The organism is Vibrio sp. 10N.286.52.F8, from assembly GCF_041468745.1.
Lineage (GTDB): Bacteria > Pseudomonadota > Gammaproteobacteria > Enterobacterales > Vibrionaceae > Vibrio > Vibrio crassostreae_C.
Window position 1 is genome coordinate 94,338 of sequence record NZ_JBFRJF010000015.1, and the last position, 16,580, is coordinate 110,917.

Annotated in this window: 15 protein-coding genes; 10 read left to right on the top strand and 5 right to left on the bottom strand. The window is 44.6% G+C overall.

Translation table 11 applies throughout. The features are described from left to right. Positions 1-62 precede the first annotated feature (62 nt). A complete protein-coding gene (locus AB4133_RS09450; protein WP_017062632.1) occupies positions 63-1,349 on the bottom strand; it encodes a DEAD/DEAH box helicase in 1,287 nt (428 codons plus the stop codon). A 182-nt stretch (positions 1,350-1,531) separates the two neighbouring features. After that, on the bottom strand, positions 1,532-2,515 hold the full coding sequence (locus tag AB4133_RS09455) for a GTP-binding protein (RefSeq protein ID WP_017069160.1): 984 nt from the start codon (positions 2,513-2,515) through the stop codon (positions 1,532-1,534). A 543-nt stretch (positions 2,516-3,058) separates the two neighbouring features. Here AB4133_RS09455 and clcA point away from each other — a divergent pair. Further along, positions 3,059-4,465, top strand: coding sequence for a H(+)/Cl(-) exchange transporter ClcA (gene clcA, locus AB4133_RS09460; RefSeq protein WP_017062634.1), 1,407 nt, complete (start codon positions 3,059-3,061; stop codon positions 4,463-4,465). Between the two features lie 239 nt (positions 4,466-4,704). After that, positions 4,705-5,652, top strand: a complete 948-nt coding sequence (locus tag AB4133_RS09465) for a TDT family transporter (RefSeq protein WP_017062635.1) — start codon at positions 4,705-4,707, stop codon at positions 5,650-5,652. Between the two features lie 158 nt (positions 5,653-5,810). Here AB4133_RS09465 and hmpA read toward each other — a convergent pair whose 3' ends face one another. Then, positions 5,811-7,007, bottom strand: coding sequence for an NO-inducible flavohemoprotein (gene hmpA / locus AB4133_RS09470; RefSeq protein ID WP_017062636.1), 1,197 nt, complete (start codon positions 7,005-7,007; stop codon positions 5,811-5,813). 368 nt (positions 7,008-7,375) lie between these two features. Here hmpA and norR point away from each other — a divergent pair, with 368 nt between their 5' ends. After that, positions 7,376-8,968 (top strand): nitric oxide reductase transcriptional regulator NorR, encoded by a 1,593-nt coding sequence (gene norR, locus AB4133_RS09475; RefSeq protein ID WP_017062637.1) that lies wholly within the window; start codon positions 7,376-7,378, stop codon positions 8,966-8,968. A gap of 89 nt (positions 8,969-9,057) precedes the next feature. After that, on the top strand, positions 9,058-9,417 hold the full coding sequence (locus AB4133_RS09480; protein WP_017062638.1) for a glutaredoxin: 360 nt from the start codon (positions 9,058-9,060) through the stop codon (positions 9,415-9,417). A 109-nt stretch (positions 9,418-9,526) separates the two neighbouring features. Here AB4133_RS09480 and AB4133_RS09485 read toward each other — a convergent pair whose 3' ends face one another. Continuing rightward, positions 9,527-10,162 carry an OmpA family protein gene (locus tag AB4133_RS09485; protein WP_029235219.1) on the bottom strand — a complete coding sequence of 212 codons (636 nt, stop codon included), beginning with the start codon at positions 10,160-10,162 and terminating at the stop codon, positions 9,527-9,529. Positions 10,163-10,420: 258 nt separating this feature from the next. Here AB4133_RS09485 and AB4133_RS09490 point away from each other — a divergent pair, with 258 nt between their 5' ends. The 6 genes from AB4133_RS09490 (at position 10,421) to AB4133_RS09515 (ending at position 16,036) form a co-directional block, all read left to right on the top strand. Continuing rightward, positions 10,421-11,047, top strand: coding sequence for a thioredoxin domain-containing protein (locus AB4133_RS09490; RefSeq protein ID WP_017062641.1), 627 nt, complete (start codon positions 10,421-10,423; stop codon positions 11,045-11,047). A 76-nt stretch (positions 11,048-11,123) separates the two neighbouring features. After that, positions 11,124-11,597, top strand: coding sequence for an FKBP-type peptidyl-prolyl cis-trans isomerase (locus AB4133_RS09495; protein ID WP_372224268.1), 474 nt, complete (start codon positions 11,124-11,126; stop codon positions 11,595-11,597). Between the two features lie 188 nt (positions 11,598-11,785). Continuing rightward, positions 11,786-12,376 (top strand): TetR/AcrR family transcriptional regulator, encoded by a 591-nt coding sequence (locus AB4133_RS09500; RefSeq protein WP_017062643.1) that lies wholly within the window; start codon positions 11,786-11,788, stop codon positions 12,374-12,376. A 143-nt stretch (positions 12,377-12,519) separates the two neighbouring features. After that, positions 12,520-13,551, top strand: coding sequence for an NADP-dependent oxidoreductase (locus tag AB4133_RS09505; protein ID WP_372224270.1), 1,032 nt, complete (start codon positions 12,520-12,522; stop codon positions 13,549-13,551). 37 nt (positions 13,552-13,588) lie between these two features. After that, positions 13,589-14,209 (top strand): glutathione S-transferase family protein, encoded by a 621-nt coding sequence (locus AB4133_RS09510; RefSeq protein ID WP_372224272.1) that lies wholly within the window; start codon positions 13,589-13,591, stop codon positions 14,207-14,209. A gap of 150 nt (positions 14,210-14,359) precedes the next feature. After that, positions 14,360-16,036: a pseudouridine synthase gene (locus AB4133_RS09515; RefSeq protein WP_372224273.1), complete on the top strand. Its 1,677-nt coding sequence runs from the start codon at positions 14,360-14,362 to the stop codon at positions 16,034-16,036. Positions 16,037-16,202: 166 nt separating this feature from the next. Here the strand turns inward: AB4133_RS09515 and AB4133_RS09520 are convergent, their stop codons facing one another. Continuing rightward, positions 16,203-16,496 carry a YkgJ family cysteine cluster protein gene (locus AB4133_RS09520; RefSeq protein WP_080582263.1) on the bottom strand — a complete coding sequence of 98 codons (294 nt, stop codon included), beginning with the start codon at positions 16,494-16,496 and terminating at the stop codon, positions 16,203-16,205. Positions 16,497-16,580 lie beyond the last annotated feature (84 nt).

Consider the following 16,580-nt stretch of genomic DNA (forward strand, 5'->3'; position numbering starts at 1 on the left):
TTGCGATCAATACAAACAAAAAGAGCCACATAACAGTGGCTCTTTTCAATCACCAACCGTAATTACTTACGACGGTTTTTAATTCGCTTCATCATAGTCAAACGACGTTCAGCGCTTGCTTGATCTTGTGGCTCTTCGTTCGCGTTGTTCTTACGACCCTGACGGTTTTTGTAAGCCGATTTAGTGTTCAGCTTCTCGATGTAAGCATCACGTTTCTTCGGTTCATAGCCCGGTTGTTCAACACGACGAATGCGCTGTTGAATCAGTTTTTCAACTTGAACGACAGTCAGCTCTTCTTCGCGGTTAACGAAAGAGACAGCGTGACCTTGCTTACCTGCACGACCTGTACGGCCAATACGGTGAACATAGTCTTCTGCTAGAAAAGGCATGTCGTAGTTAATTACGTGTGGTAAGTCTTCGATATCAAGACCACGAGCCGCAACGTCGGTTGCTACCATTACACGCGCTTTACCTTCTTTAAAATCGTCTAGAGCACGACGACGAGCACTTTGCGCTTTATCACCGTGACACAGTACTGCTTTAATGCCGTCTAGCTTAAGCTCTTTAACTACATCGTTCGCTGTTTCTTTGTAGTTAACAAAAACAAGCACTTGGCGCCAGTTTTTACGACCAATCAGCTCAGAAAGCAGTTCTGTTTTACGCTCTTGATCCACTGGGTAAACCACGTGGCCGACAGTAGCAGCCGTTGAGTTTTCGCGCTCAACACTAATACGTTTTGGTTTACGCAGAATATCAACAGACAGTTGGTTTAACTGAGTAGAAGTCGTTGCAGAGAACATCATGATTTGCGGTGATGTTTCTACATCCAACATGATCTTACGAACGGCATTGATAAAGCCCATATCAAGGATACGGTCAGCTTCATCAAATACTAGAAATTCTAGGTTAGCAATAGACACGTTACCCGCTTCTAAGTGCTCTTCTAAACGGCCAGGTGTTGCAACCAAAATATCCACACCCAGTTCTAGTTGACGAACTTGTGAAGACATCTTGTTACCACCGTAAACCGCAGAAACACTTAGATCTGTGTATTTAACGTAGTCTTTAATGTTTTGAGCGATCTGCGCAGCAAGCTCACGAGTTGGAGCAAGAATAAGGCCGCGAGCCGTTCCTCTAGACGCCTTTTTACCGCTGTTCAAAAGGTGTTGGATAACAGGCAATGAAAATGCCGCTGTTTTACCCGTACCGGTTTGAGCAGTAGCAAAAATATCATGGCCTTTACGAGCCATTGGAATCGCTTTTTGTTGAATTGGAGTGAGTTTTTCATAACCACACTCAGTCAACGCTTTGACTAATTCAGGAGCAAAACCTTGAGAGGAAAATGACATTGTTACGGGTTCCTTAAGCAGACAGCCTACATTCTTATTTCAGCCGAGCACTATAAAGTAATTAGAGTGATTTATCTCACATTTATCGTGATATAACGCAAACTTTCTCATTTAATCTGGTGTTTATCCCGCCTTCAACGAGGTAAACACCAAGATCCTTGGTTCAAACAGCAAAAACAGGGCTATTTGATGCCACACAGCTTGAGTAGAATCTGCTCGAGATCGCCCCATGGCATGAGCTGCGAGTCGATCACTTCCAGTCGAGATTCAAAGCCATCAAGCGTAATTTCGTTCACAGACACGACTTGATTCGCCACATTGAATGCGTAGCAACCTTGGTCGGTGTTCACGACAGCTTTTACACGCTCGGCCGTTAGATCTGACAACATAGAGAATAGCGCATCGAAGTCGAACTTATGCTCTGCGCCAAACAACCAACCACAACTGAAATAGCCCTGTCCTTTATTCTCTTTACGGATGAAAGCTTCACCAGGAGGAAGTTGGAATTGAGGCTCTTGTTCAGCGTGATCGTGATGATGCGCTTCAATATGAGATGAAGCACTGCCGTATACTCTTTCAATGTCTAACACTTCCAATGGCACTTCACCATCGTGAATTAGCTTATGGAAGACTTTTGCTGGCGTTTGATCCGTCACCCAATCATTGAACACATCGATGTCTTCAGAATGAACAAGGTCAACCTTAGTGCCAAGAATCACATCTGCACTATTTAGTTGATCATTAAAATTCTGATTCGAGGTGTACTTTTCATTAGACAGATTTCGTGGGTCAACCAAACCAAGCGTCGCTTTTAAATCGACATATGGTGTGTACTGATCGGAAGTCAGTGTCGCTATAACCTGTTTAGGGTGACCAAGCCCTGTCGGCTCAATCAATAAACGGTCTGGCTTTTGGCGAAGTAAGGCATTAATACCCACTGACATAGGCACGCCCGCAGTACAGCACATGCATCCACCCGGCACTTCTTTAATCAAAGCGCCTTGATCTGTCATCAATGCACCGTCAATGCCGATTTCCCCGAATTCATTAACCAGAACAGCCCAGTTTTCATTCTCAGGTTTGTTTTTTAGTAGGTTCAAGATGGCTGTCGTTTTACCAACCCCCAAGAAACCCGTAATGATGTTTGTAGGAACTTTTTTAGTCATATCAGTTCTCCTTTTTAAGGGAGTATATACACAATCACGGAGAAATTGACCCCAATCGCTTGTTTATACGGAGAATGATTTAAGCCAGAAGTTGTATGGGTGTCACTAGAAAAGGGGGGGAACGATGAAAATGGGATGCTCCAGACGAACTAAAGGCGTACTTACTCAGTACGCCTCACCCTCGTTACTCAATCGTGAGTTCGCGAATCAGGAAGCCTTAAATATCGACCTGAACATTTAACGAGGAACTAAAACTTTGTTTCTGAATCCATCCAAATTGTGTGTAAAACCTCACTTCTCCTTGCGGTTCGTTATGTTGCTTTACGATTTAACTATGGTTCATTTTTGGGGATATTCAAGCCGCCGCCAGAGAATCGATCAAAACTGTGACGGTGATTCCACTATTGACCATAGATTCCATTTATGTAACACGCACATTCCATAAATGAAATTCAACTTTTCATCTTTGTTGCTATAGGATATGCAGAGGAAGCGTATAATTTAATGCAACCCCGCCTTAACTCATTCAGGAAACTTATCTTTATGACCAGAAGAGAGAAAATTAAGCAGTCCTTACTAGCCAAGATGCCAAGGGATGCTATTAATCAATTTCTCTCAAGAGATAAGACCCCAGCTTCGGTTCTCTTCCTTTCTTGTATTGTGGGTGTACTTGCTGGTGTAGTGGGTACCTATTTCGAAGTTGCGGTTCATTTCATCACAGAAACTCGTACCGATTGGCTGAAAGATGAAATCGGTAGCCATTTACCACTGTGGCTTGCTGCTTTCCTTATTAGTGCGGCATTCGCCTTTATTGGTTATTTTCTCGTTCACCGTTTTGCTCCAGAAGCTGCCGGTTCAGGTATCCCTGAAATCGAAGGTGCAATGGACGGCATGCGCCCTGTTCGATGGTGGAGAGTATTACCCGTAAAATTCTTTGGCGGCATGGGCGCGTTAGGCTCTGGTATGGTTTTAGGCCGCGAAGGGCCAACCGTTCAAATGGGCGGCAGTATCGGTCGTATGGTCACTGATATCTTTCGAGTCAAAGATGATGACACTCGCCACTCACTGTTGGCTTCAGGTGCCGCTGGTGGCTTAGCCGCCGCATTCAACGCACCACTGGCAGGCATCATGTTTGTAGTCGAGGAGATGAGACCACAGTTTCGCTACTCACTCATATCAATCAAAGCCGTCATCATCTCAGCAGTTTCGGCCAACATTGTATTTCGCTCTATCAATGGTCAATCAGCCGTTATTACAATACCTCAGTACCAGCCACCTGAACTCGACGCACTTTGGTTGTTCTTGCTGTTAGGTGTGTTGTTCGGTCTGTTCGGTGTAATTTTCAATAAGCTGATCACGCTTTCCCAAGACCTGTTTGTGGCGATACACAAGAATGACCGTAAACGCTACTTGATGACAGGTACCCTACTTGGTGGTTGCTTTGGCTTGTTGCTGCTCTATATACCTGAATTAACTGGTGGTGGTATTGGTATCATCCCGAACATCACGAATGGCAGCTACAGCGCCAATGTGTTGTTGCTGATTTTCTTAGGCCGAGTCCTCACAACCCTGCTTTGTTTCGGCTCTGGTGCGCCAGGCGGTATCTTTGCACCAATGCTTGCGCTAGGAACACTCTTTGGTTATGCGTTCGGGCTTATCGCAGCGGCATTCTTCCCTGAACTGAATATTGAACCGGGTATGTTTGCCATTGCTGGCATGGGAGCCTTATTTGCTGCCACTGTTCGAGCGCCTATCACTGGCATACTGTTGGTTATTGAAATGACCAATAACTACTACCTGATCCTGCCGTTGATCATCACCTGCTTAGGTGCGGTAATCATTGCTCAAATGTTGGGTGGGCAGCCAATTTACAGTCAACTGCTTAATCGTACGCTGAAAAACGAAAAACTAAGACAACAAGATCTCCCTCAACAAGAGAAAGTATGTTAATTACAAATGACTCATGAAACAAAAGCACACATTCAACGTGCTTAATCTCCCGATTCCGTATCAAAATCAAAAAAGCAAACGTTAAACTTGGTATCATCCACTCAAAATTAGTTGAGTGCCCTCAAAATCTATTGATGAAAGGCCTACACACTCTAACTAAAGCAAATATTCTAAAAGTCTTTAATTAACTAAGTCGGAGTAAGTCGTTGAACTGGAGAAGATTAACCCAAGTAAAAAATGTGCCGCCATCTCAGGCGTCTTTAGCACTTGGCGTTATTGGGTTAGGACAAGCTTGGGCGTTATATATCCCGGGCATTGGTGAGATAATTCGTCCCTACCTCGCTGCATTCGGCGCGCTATTATTGCTGCCTGTTTTACTGCGCTATTTAACGAGCTTTAATACCTTCCTTAATGACATTCGCCACCCGTTAAGTGGAAGCTTGATGGCACCAATGAGCATGGCTTTACTGATTCTGTGCGACTATTTAGCCGAGATATCGCCAGCTATCGCCTACCCAGTTTGGTTCTGCGCGCTATTGCTGCACTTTACCATGATGGTGTTGTTCTTTAGTTTTCAGATCATCAACTTCAAAATGTCGAACATTGTACCGAGTTGGTTTCTGTATCCGGTCGGTTTGATCAGCAGTTCCTTAGCTGGCACACAGTTCGGGCACACCGTATTTTCAGAAACACTTGCGGTCACTTGTATTGGTATCTATTTCCTTATGTTGCCAGTGGTGTTATACCGCTTGGTGTTCGAAGGCAATCTTCCTCGCCGAGCAAGACCAACACTCGCTATCATGGCAGCTCCGGTTAACTTGTCTTTAGCCGCTTACTTGGTTAACTTCGACAACCCAGACCCGATTCTAACAGGTGCATTGGCGGGCATTGCCATCACCATGACTTTGTTGATTTACTTGTGTTACATCCGCCTGATGCGTTTGAAGTTCCAACCTTCGATTGCTGCCGTCACCTTCCCATCTGTGATCAGCGCTATTGCCATGCATCGTCTAACTACATTTTTCGGCGCGGAATACCCACAATGGTATTGGCTACACAAGTTTGGTTTCTTTGAGCTAACCATCGCCACCATTCTAGTGATTTGGGTTGCCGGTGGTTACGTAAAAATGTACTGGCCTGAGTTTTTCGATTCCGACTACATGTCCAAGAAGATGAAACGTTCTTAGATAGAAGCGAAAAGATCTTAGCTGAACCATCGTGTTCTGCAGTAGTCGATGATGTCAGACAAAACCAACCAAACCCAAAAAGGCCTCACACTGTGAGGCCTTTGAATAGGCAAGGTATTAATAGTTCAGGCGAGTGTTACTAGAAATGCCGAGACCTATTAGAAGTTAGCGTGAGGGCCGAATACTTCGTAGTGAACGCGTGAACGGTCAACTTTCATTGCATCTAGCTGCTCTACGATATTCTTCATGAAACCAACAGGACCACAGATGTAGAAATCGCTCTCTTCAAAGCCTTTAGTATCAGAGATAGACGCTAGATCCATTTGACCTTGATGCGTGTTTTCACATGCAGATTCATCTTTGTTCATGTACCACGTTTTCGCTTCCCAACCTTTGTCGGCAACAATATCTTTAACACGAGTCGTGAAAGAGTGTTGGCCTACGTTCTCACAAGCGTGAAGGTAAAGTACTGGCTCGTTTTTATCTTCCGTGTTTAGGAACTCAAGCATAGACTGCATTGGCGTTACACCAACACCTGCAGAGATAAGTGTTACTGGCTTGCTGCGCTCTTGATACATGAAGTCACCCGCTGGTGCGTATAGGCTAACCTCATCACCAACAGCAACCGTATCGTGTAGGTGGTTAGATACAACGCCTTGTGTCTCTTGGCCTTGTCCTTCACGTTTAACAGAAATACGGTATTGCTTGCCGTTTGGCTTATCAGACAGTGAGTATTGACGAATCTCGCTGTATTGAGAGCCTTCTGGTTTCACTTCGATACCGATGTATTGACCTGGTGTGTAATCCAGAACTTCACCGCCGTCTTTTGGCTGAAGGATAAAGCTTGTTACTAGCGCTGACTCTTCGATTTTGTCTGCAATCACAAACGCACGCGCTGCTTCCCAACCACCAACAGCTTGCTTGCGCTGTAGGTAAAGTTCAGCTTCACGATCGATGAATACTTGCGCCAAGAATAGGTAAGCGGCTGTCCATGCTTCTTCCACTTCTGGAGTAAAGGCGTCAGCAGCTAGTTCACGTAATGTCTCAATCAGGTGCAAACCAACAATTTGGTAGTGCTCTGGTTGAATGTTAAAGCTTGTGTGTTTCTGAGCAATACGTTCAACGGCAGTTGTTAACGCTGCTAGATTTTCAATGTTCTTTGCATATGCCGCGATAGCTTCAAACAGTGCTACGCCTTGGCGACCTGTTCTTTGGTGAGTCATATTGAAGATATCTTTCAACTCAGGGTTATGCGTGAACATACGTTGATAAAAATGCTGAGTTAAAGCTGGGCCTGCGCTCTCAAGTAGAGGAATAGTAGATTTGATGATTTCGATATGTGCATTGTTAAGCATGAATTTACTCCGAACACTGAGCCTTATGACCTATATGTCATTTTGACTACTAAAAATTAAGAATGACTTATCGATTTTCTGAAACCTTAGTTATTTTTAGAAACTGAGTTATTTTGACTCGTTTTCATTTCAAAAAATCGCGAAACCTGATTAATGCAACCTGATTGATTGAGATCAAGAATAGTCTGTTTAATCAGCGCTATAATTGGGCTTCTCTGTATCTTCTGCACAATCAGTGCCAACTTTATCAATCCCCGTCATTACTGGTTTTCTTCTCAAAACTCATCTTATAAAAATGTCAAAAAGACCTTTTTTTTAAGTCAATAAGACTCTATTATGTAGATAAACACACACAGTTAGAGTTTTTTATGCAAGATATCTCCGCATCTACCCTCATGGAAATGACCATTGGCCTCGCAAGTGGTGTCAACGATCAAGATCGTTTCAATCGCCTGATCGATGCCATTCGCAAAACCATAACGTGTGATTGTGTCGCGCTTTTAAGCCTTCAAGGCGACACGCTAGTACCTATCGCAATGCAAGGGCTCAGCCGAGATACGTTCGGTCGTCGCTTTATCATTTCAGAACACCCACGGTTTGAAGAGATCTGCGCGTCTCGCTCTCCTGTTCGTTTCGATGCTGACAGCTCCTTACCCGATCCTTTCGATGGTTTGCTTATTGACCATGATGGCGATTTACCAATGCATGCTTGTATGGGCTTGCCTTTGCTATTTGGCGATAAGCTCTTAGGTATTCTGACTCTAGACAGCTTGAAACCTGATGTCTTCGCGAATATTCCGGCGCGTAACCTTGAAGTACTGGCAGCTATTGCAGCCTCAACCATGCAGATGGCACTGACCTTCTCGCAACTTGAGCATCAAGCAAAACAGTCAAAGCAATTACTCGAAGAATTGAACGTAGAAGCGTGGGAACGTGACGGCGGTGAGTTGATTGGTAACAGTGACACCATGGTCGCGCTTAAGAACGACATCGCTGTTGTAGCTCCATCTGAGTTTAATATCTTGATTCATGGTGACACCGGGGTTGGTAAAGAGCTTGTGGCTCGCACCCTGCACCACCAATCTCAACGTAAACGTAACCCACTCGTCTACGTAAACTGTGCTGCAATTTCTGAAAACTTAGTAGAGAGTGAACTGTTTGGTCACGTTCGTGGCGCGTTCACTGGCGCAGACAAAAACCGCTTAGGTAAATTTGCTTTAGCCGATGGTGGCACACTGTTCCTTGATGAGATTGGTGAATTGCCTTTGGCCGCTCAAAGTAAGCTCCTACGTGCGCTGCAAAACAACGAAATCCAACCGGTTGGCCAAGACAACATTCAAACCATTGATGTGCGAGTATTGGCAGCGACAAACCGAGATCTAAAACAAGAAGTTGAAGACGGTCGATTCAGAGCCGATTTGTACCACCGATTGAGTGTGTATCCTATCGCGGTGCCAGCACTGAAAGATCGTGGTGACGACATCAGCCTATTAGCGGGTTTCTTCTTAGAACAAGCGCGTCGTAAGCTTGGTATCAACCAAGTTAAGTTCCGCTCCGACGTTCTTTCTTTCCTAAACCGTTATGGTTGGCCGGGTAACGTGCGTGAACTTGAGCATGTGATCAGTCGTTCCGCATTGAAAGCGTTAGCGCGCAGCACCAATAAAAACCTGGTGACAATCACCAAGGAAGATTGTGGTCCTCTAGACCAAGATCAGCCAATTGCGACGACTCAGGTGAAAAACACACCATTATCGACACCAACGATCGACCTTTCTGCAGGGCTACGTGGTGCAACGGACGATTTTCAACGCAGTATCATTACTGAGGTGTTGGAAGATGCCAACTTTAACTGGGCACAAGCAGGGCGAGTTCTGAAAACAGACCGAGCAAATCTGACTCGACTGTCTAAGCGTTTAGGGCTAAATGTGGCTAAGTCTCATACGATCGAACGGACAAAATAGATATTAGCGGTTTGTTGCGAGCATCTGACAAAACTTGTGTATATAATGCTGCAAATTGTAACGCTAATTTTAAATATGTAGAGAGAGTTATGAAGTTTATCCGTTGGTTCTTAGGTCGTGTCATCTTGTTATTGAATTTTGTTTTCAGCCCACGTGGTGTGAAGCGTTCTCAAGAAGAACAAAGCAAAGTAAATGAGCAAGCAAAAACGCACACGTTATACCAATTCGAAGCGTGCCCATTTTGTGTGAAAGTGCGCCGCGCGATGAAACGTCAGTCGGTTCAATTTGAACTTCGTGATGCAAAAAACAACGAGCAACACCGTGCTGAGCTTGAAGCTGGCGGCGGTCGTGTGAAAGTGCCTTGTCTACGTATCGAAAAAGACGGTAAAACTGAGTGGATGTACGAATCTTCCGATATCGTGACTTACTTAGAAAAGCAGTTTGCATAAGCAATAAAGCAACAAAAGTCAGATACAAAAAATCCCTCGAATGTGAGGGATTTTTTATATCTGTTATTTGGCGTTAATCGCTTCAAATTGGGCGCGAAATTTCAAACGACTACTTCGTGACAATCAGCATCAATTCAACACGGCGGTTACACGCCTTGCCTTGCGCAGAAGCGTTCGTACAAGCTGGAACATACTCACCGAAGCCACGAGTATAGATGGAACGACTTGATACGTAGTTACTCTCTAATCGAGCCTTCACTTCTTTTGCTCGCTGCTCTGAAAGCGGATCATTGATTCGATCTGTGCCCGTGTTATCGGTGTGCCCTTCAATCACCACATCAATATCTTGGCGTTGAGCAAGGTAGCTGCCTAGCGTATCTAGCCATTGATTATACGCTGGCTCAGGGAATGCTGAACCTGTTTTAAAGTTCACGTGCTGCTCAAGCTTTACCATCACATGGTTACCCGGCAACACTTCAAAATCGATGCGGTTTTGTCTTAAAAAGACTTCCAGTGGGTCGTTAGTCGAAACGCCACGTCCGTAGTTGGTCGTGATGGTTCTGTGTTGATGAGTGCTACTCTGGATAGAGTACCCACGATTGCTTGCTACATGAGTCGTTTGAACCACACCCCATTCAGGATGCATCAAGTCGTAATCGGTTTGTGGTGCAGTCTCTAGCATGTCACCGCCAAGTAAGTCAGTTGGTGACGTGGCTTCACACCCAGCCAAAGCTATGCTTAACATTATCGCTAAATATCTCATTACTTCACCAACCACTCATGCAGATAAACCATTCACTAATGTCTATATCGGCACCGAGGGAAAAACTTTAGACGAAAAGAAAGCAGAACCCAAAAAAGTGCTGTTGATCACAGTTAACCGTCTACTAGCTTGTGTTCAGCCGCTAGTTCGAACTGTTTGCATTTATTTACCTTATAATTGTTTTCCAATTCGCACTAAATAGTTAGAATCTCACGACTTCTCAACGCTAGAGCAAACATTATGTTTAAACCATTTACTAAATTCATCACAGCACTCGCTGCCGTACTCATTATCGCGGGTTGTAGTGAAACAGACGAGCCACAAAAAGGCGTTCAATACGAAGCGCTTCCTACTGCTCTAACAGAATTTAACTTGTCTCCGATCACTGAAATCTTCTCTCTTAACTGTGGTCACTGCCGTCAAATGGAAAGTGCCATTCCAGAGATTGAATCTCTAACAGACCAAACTATTGGCAAGATGCACGTGACGTTCAACGAAAGCGCTCAAATCAGCGCAATGATCTACTACACAGCAGTGATGCAGCTTGATGCGACGCCTGACCACGCATTCATGGACGACCTATTTGGTGCCGTTCAAATGGGTGCAGATGCAACACCTGAGCAGCGTCAACAAGCACTAGAGACAGCGTTTACTTCTCGTGGTTTGGTTAGCCCATACCAGCTGAATAAAGAACAGCAAGTCGCTCTTTTCGACTACGTTAAGCAAGCAGAAGAGATCTCAGTAAAAGGTCAGATCAACTCAGTACCAACCTTTATCATCAACGGTAAATACCAAGTACTAACAGCAGGTCACCAAGACGTTGCTGGCATTGCAAAAACGATCAACTACCTTTTGACTCAACCATAATCACGGCTTTAGTCAACTGATTAACACATTTTGTATTAACTACGAAATTCAGCACTCAATATAAATAGGTTTTACTATGTCTAAATTTGTCATCCCGGTCATTGTCTTTCTTTTGGCGGGTTTCATGATTTACCGTACTTGGACGAATCATAAGTCTGGCGGAGAAAACTTCGAACAAGGCCAACAATTTCTAATTGAAAACGGCACTAAAGAAGGCGTGATTACGACTGAAAGCGGTCTTCAATACCTTGTTCTTGAAGAAGGTACAGGCACAGAGCACCCAACTAAGAACAGCAAAGTAACGGTTCACTACCACGGTACGCTAATCGACGGCACTGTTTTCGACAGCTCTGTTGAGCGCGGCGAGCCAATCTCATTTGCTCTTAAGCAAGTAATTAAAGGCTGGCAAGAAGGTTTGACTTACATGGTTGAAGGCCAAAGAGTTCGTCTATTTATTCCAAGCACTCTAGCTTACGGTAAAGGCGGTTCAGGCCCTATCCCACCATCATCGACTCTGATTTTTGATGTAGAACTCATCTCTATCAAATAATCGAAGTTACTGATTTAAGCCCCAACATACGCGCTATGTCGGGGCTTTTTTATATCTGAACATTTGAAGCCTCTTTAGATATTGAGCTATTTAGCTATTTAGCTATTTAGCTACTGTAACAACGACCAAATATACCCTCGAAAACCGACCACTAGACGACTGGTCTAATTTAACTTATAGTACCGCCCATGAACGAAAAAACGAATGACACACGCCTGCATGTTTTAGATGTTGGCTACCAATTAATAGTGAACAACGGCTTTAACGGCGTTGGCTTATCGCAATTGCTTAAAGAAGCGGACGTGCCGAAAGGGTCGTTTTACCACTACTTTAAATCGAAAGAGCAATTTGGCGAGGCTCTGATCCAGCACTATTTTGAGACCTACATCAGCAGAGTTGAAACTATTTTGGTTCATGGTGAAGGCAACCATTACCAGAGAATTGTCAGTTATTTCACTCGATGGTCACAGATTGAAAACGGCACCTGCAATGCTCATAAATGCTTGGTCGTTAAACTCAGCGCGGAAGTTTCTGATCTTTCTGATCCTATGCGCCAAGCGCTATTAAAGGGTGCAGAAAAAGTGACGAATACCATCGAACAGTGCATTGTCGGCGGTATTGAAGATGGCTCCATAAAGGTTGAAGAGAGCCAAGAAGCAGCTCAGAACCTATACTCAATGTGGTTAGGCGCCAGCTTATTGAGCAAGCTGAGCCAAAGCTCACATAGCTTACAGTCAGCTTTGAGCCTTACCGAACGAATTTTAAAAGGTGAAAGCTAATAACGCGCAGCGCGCTTTATTGGCTTTAACTTAAAAAAATCACCCGCCCTCTTATCAATTTGATGACGGCGGGATTTTTAGACAACAAGACTAGACGACTGGTCTAATTCTAAATGTATAAAATACACAATTAAGGACATCCAATGACTCAACAAGACAATCGCCGAATCGTATTGGCTTCTCGCCCAGTTGGCGCACCGACTCAAGACAACTTCCGTTTAGAGACAATAGCTGCGCCAAGCATCAAAGACGGCGAGATGTTACTTCGCTCAGTTTACCTTTCTCTAGACCCATACATGCGTGGTCGTATGAGCGATGCTAAATCCTACGCAGATCCCGTTGCGATTGATGAAGTGATGGTTGGTGCAACCGTATGTCAGGTTGAAGAATCAAACCACGCTGATTACGAAGTTGACGAATGGGTACTGGCTTACACAGGTTGGCAAGATCTTGGTGCGTCTAACGGTGAAGGCCTTATCAAACTAGGCAAAGAACCAACGCACCCTTCTTATGCACTTGGCATTATGGGTATGCCTGGCTTTACGGCTTATATGGGTTTGCTTGATATCGGCCAACCTAAACAAGGCGACACGCTAGTCGTTGCGGCGGCAACAGGTGCAGTAGGCGCAACCGTTGGACAAATCGGCAAACTAAAAGGCTGTCGTGTTATCGGCGTTGCTGGTGGCCAAGAGAAGTGTCAGTACGCGAAAGACGTGCTTGGCTTTGACGAATGTATCGACCACAAAGCTGATGACTTCGCGGAGCAACTGGCTAAAGCATGTGACAACGGCATCGACGTTTATTTTGAAAACGTTGGCGGCAAGGTTTTCGATGCCGTAATGCCATTGCTTAACACCGGTGCTCGTATTCCTGTATGTGGCCTTATCTCTCAATACAATGCGACATCACTGCCTGAAGGCCCGGATCGTATGTCTAGCCTTATGGGTACGCTGCTGGTCAAGCGTATTAAGATGCAAGGCTTCATTATCTTTGATGACTACGCGCACCGTTATAACGAATTTGCTGTTCAAATGACCGAATGGTTGTCTCAAGGCAAGATGCACTATCGTGAGCACCTAATTGAAGGTCTAGACGAGGCGCCACAAGCATTCATGGGTCTATTAGAAGGCCAAAACTTCGGTAAGCTTGTTATCAAAACAAACGAAGCTAAATAAATTCAGAACTGAACCCGTTAGTTAACTAGGTAGAATCATGATTACTTTGCATCACCTGAATAAATCACGCTCAAAGCGCATCATCTGGCTGTTGGAAGAGCTTGGTGTAGATTACCAAATCAAACCATACAAACGAGACAGTGTCACTTTTCTTGCACCACCAGAACTCAAATCCATTCACCCATTGGGTAAATCTCCTGTCATTGAAGACGATGGCGTCGTGATCACTGAATCTGGTGCTATCACGGAATACCTAATCGACAAATACGGTCAGGGTAAGTTCGCACCTACACGCGGCACCGCAAACTACGTTGAGTATTCGCAATGGCTTCACTTCGCTGAGAGTTCAGGTATTTTGCCAATGCTGCTTAAGATCTTTGTAATGAAGGACGGCTGTGAAACTAACTTCCTAGGCGGTTATGCAGACGATGAAAACCAAAAGATCTTAACTTACGTGAATAATGCACTTGAAGGTAAAACCTACTTGGTTGCAGACACACTAACAGGTGCAGATTTTATGATGTCGTTCATCGTAGAAATCGTTGGTAACTTTGGTGCAACTGCGCTTTACCCTAACATCGCTAAATACGGTGAACTTTTAAAGAGCCACCCTGCTTACCAAAAAGCTGAGCAAGTAGAGCTAGAACACTCGAACTGATCGAGTTTCACTCAAACACGTGCTTGCTAGAGTAAACACAAGAAACTAAATGAAGCCAAAGCCGATTTATCTTCTGCTTTGGCTTCTCATTTGTCTTCATTTCGACAACAATACCGAACTCTAACTGAACAGCCATAGAGTTTGATCTTAATGCCAACAAACCTCGCTCAATACACACCTCTGCACCTAGCAAACACGAATGTCGATTTAGCGCTACCGACTCGTTTTACGTTTCCGTATTACTATACCCCGCACCCTGTGTGTGAATTCGCTATGCTGCAGCTTCAGCAATCACTTGTCGACTGTGGTGTGAATGAAACCTCGCAAGGTAATCTCTACGCTGTGCTTCTTGTTCAGAATCCAACCACACAAGGGTTAGGTTACCTTTCTGCGTTTTCAGGCTTGCAGTTAGATCCGGCTTTGGTCTCTCAGTTAAACAACATTCACTTTGTTCCACCAGCCTTCGATTCAAAACAGTTTCAATCTCAAAACAGTGCGAACCTTGCTCGACAATTGCAGCTCTCGGACGACATTGAAAAGCTGCAACAGTCGCACAATCTAGACACATTATTGGCCGAGCTTGAAGGGTTAAAAATCGAATCAGCAAAAGCTATCGAAGCCTTTCAGTTAGCAATGGCCGCAAACAAAGCTCAGCGTAACGAATTCAGAGAACAAGCCAATCAAGAAAAAGCATTAGGGAATCTAGAGTCAGCGGCGAATTTGCTCAAACAACTGGGCAATCAAAGTAGCCAAGAGAAACGTGACCTAAAAGCACTTCGTATTGAGTGGAAACAGAAGATCGCAGAGCGCCAATCACAAATTGATTTGATTGAAAGCGAACTGAAAAACCGTAAGCAAGATCACCAAGCAGTTTCACAACAGTTGGAAACTCAACGCCTCTCTCACTATCGCTTTATCAATCAAGCCAAGCAATCTAAGAATTTACTCGAGTTGCTCGATGGTAAAGACGCGCTTGAAGGCTCTGGTGACTGCTGCCTACCAAAGCTGCTTAACTTCGCCTTTGAACACGGGTTCAAGCCGTTAGCTTTGTCTGAATTTTGGTGGGGATTACCGCCTACAGACATCATTCGACAACACGCAAACCTCTACCCTGTTTGTCAGAGTAAAAGCTTTGAGATCCTCGAACACCAGTTAAGTGGCATAGAGCTAGAAGATAACCCGCTTATCGTGAACCCTGCGGTTGGTAAGTCTTTTAATATTGTTTATGAAGACGATGAAATCTTAGTCGTCAATAAGCCTGAAGAGTTCTTGTCGGTTCCCGGTAAGTTCATCGAAGATTCAGTTTATACCCGCATAAAAGCGCGTTACCCGGATGCGACTGGTCCTTTGATTATCCATAGGTTGGATATGTCGACGTCAGGTTTGTTGATCTTGGCGCTCACGGCGGAATCAAACAAGCATATTCAGAAGCAGTTCATTAATAGAACCGTAGAGAAACGCTACACCGCTTTGTTAGATGGCGAGATAACGGGCGAATCTGGCAATATCAGCCTTCCTTTGCGCGGCGACATCACGGACAGACCAAGACAACTGGTTTGTCACCAACACGGCCGAAATGCAGAGACCCATTGGCAAGTGGTTAGCACTCACAATGGCAAAACCAAGGTTCACTTGTACCCTAAAACAGGGCGAACCCACCAGCTGCGAGTGCACTGTGCTCATCCATTAGGGCTTGGTGTACCTATTCGTGGTGACGACTTATACGGATACAAACGCGAGCGCTTACACCTGCACGCTGGCTACTTAAAGTTGATTCACCCGACAACCGGTGAATGGATGGAGTTTGAAGTGCCTTCCGAGTTCTAAACTCTAACTTATCGAGCGAAGACTCTTATCTCACTCAATATTTGATCTCATAAAACGCATCAGGGTTCTACAACTGCTTAAGGTATAGAACCCTGATATTTAATTTTAATGTGATTATCACAGTTCATTAGCGTACTTTAGTTACTGAGTTCAATACTGCAGACGCCTAGCCCATCACATCTTTGCGCTGGTCAACACATTCGAAAGAGCCCATTTCGAACTCGCGACAGATCCATGGTCGGTTTTCGTAGATAGTACACATCAGTGTTTCTCTATCTACCGCAGAACACCAGCCGTCGTCTAAGCGCTTCATGGTTTCACCGCCCCATTCATCATAAGCGATGTGCTCTTCAGGTACGCCCGTATCTGTGATGATCATAACCTCTAAACGACAACAGCATGCCTGACAATTTGCACAGGTTACTTCGGGTTCGGTTACGTTCTTTATATCTATCGTCATAAGTGACTACACTGCTAAATTTTGCGTATAGTAATCGAAACCGCCCGCTACGGCTAATAAAGATAGTGCGGCGCGGCGTTTTCA

Excerpts from the sequence above, each read along its gene's own strand:
- AB4133_RS09515 (WP_372224273.1), top strand. The coding sequence starts at position 14,360 with ATGCCAACAAACCTCGCTCAATACACACCTCTGCACCTAGCAAACACG.
- AB4133_RS09505 (WP_372224270.1), top strand. The coding sequence starts at position 12,520 with ATGACTCAACAAGACAATCGCCGAATCGTATTGGCTTCTCGCCCAGTT.
- AB4133_RS09490 (WP_017062641.1), top strand. The coding sequence starts at position 10,421 with ATGTTTAAACCATTTACTAAATTCATCACAGCACTCGCTGCCGTACTC.
- AB4133_RS09510 (WP_372224272.1), top strand. The coding sequence starts at position 13,589 with ATGATTACTTTGCATCACCTGAATAAATCACGCTCAAAGCGCATCATC.
- norR (WP_017062637.1), top strand. The coding sequence starts at position 7,376 with ATGCAAGATATCTCCGCATCTACCCTCATGGAAATGACCATTGGCCTC.
- AB4133_RS09495 (WP_372224268.1), top strand. The coding sequence starts at position 11,124 with ATGTCTAAATTTGTCATCCCGGTCATTGTCTTTCTTTTGGCGGGTTTC.
- hmpA (WP_017062636.1), bottom strand. The coding sequence starts at position 7,007 with ATGCTTAACAATGCACATATCGAAATCATCAAATCTACTATTCCTCTA.
- AB4133_RS09480 (WP_017062638.1), top strand. The coding sequence starts at position 9,058 with ATGAAGTTTATCCGTTGGTTCTTAGGTCGTGTCATCTTGTTATTGAAT.
- AB4133_RS09485 (WP_029235219.1), bottom strand. The coding sequence starts at position 10,162 with ATGTTAAGCATAGCTTTGGCTGGGTGTGAAGCCACGTCACCAACTGAC.
- AB4133_RS09500 (WP_017062643.1), top strand. The coding sequence starts at position 11,786 with ATGAACGAAAAAACGAATGACACACGCCTGCATGTTTTAGATGTTGGC.
- AB4133_RS09520 (WP_080582263.1), bottom strand. The coding sequence starts at position 16,496 with ATGACGATAGATATAAAGAACGTAACCGAACCCGAAGTAACCTGTGCA.
- AB4133_RS09455 (WP_017069160.1), bottom strand. The coding sequence starts at position 2,515 with ATGACTAAAAAAGTTCCTACAAACATCATTACGGGTTTCTTGGGGGTT.
- clcA (WP_017062634.1), top strand. The coding sequence starts at position 3,059 with ATGACCAGAAGAGAGAAAATTAAGCAGTCCTTACTAGCCAAGATGCCA.
- AB4133_RS09450 (WP_017062632.1), bottom strand. The coding sequence starts at position 1,349 with ATGTCATTTTCCTCTCAAGGTTTTGCTCCTGAATTAGTCAAAGCGTTG.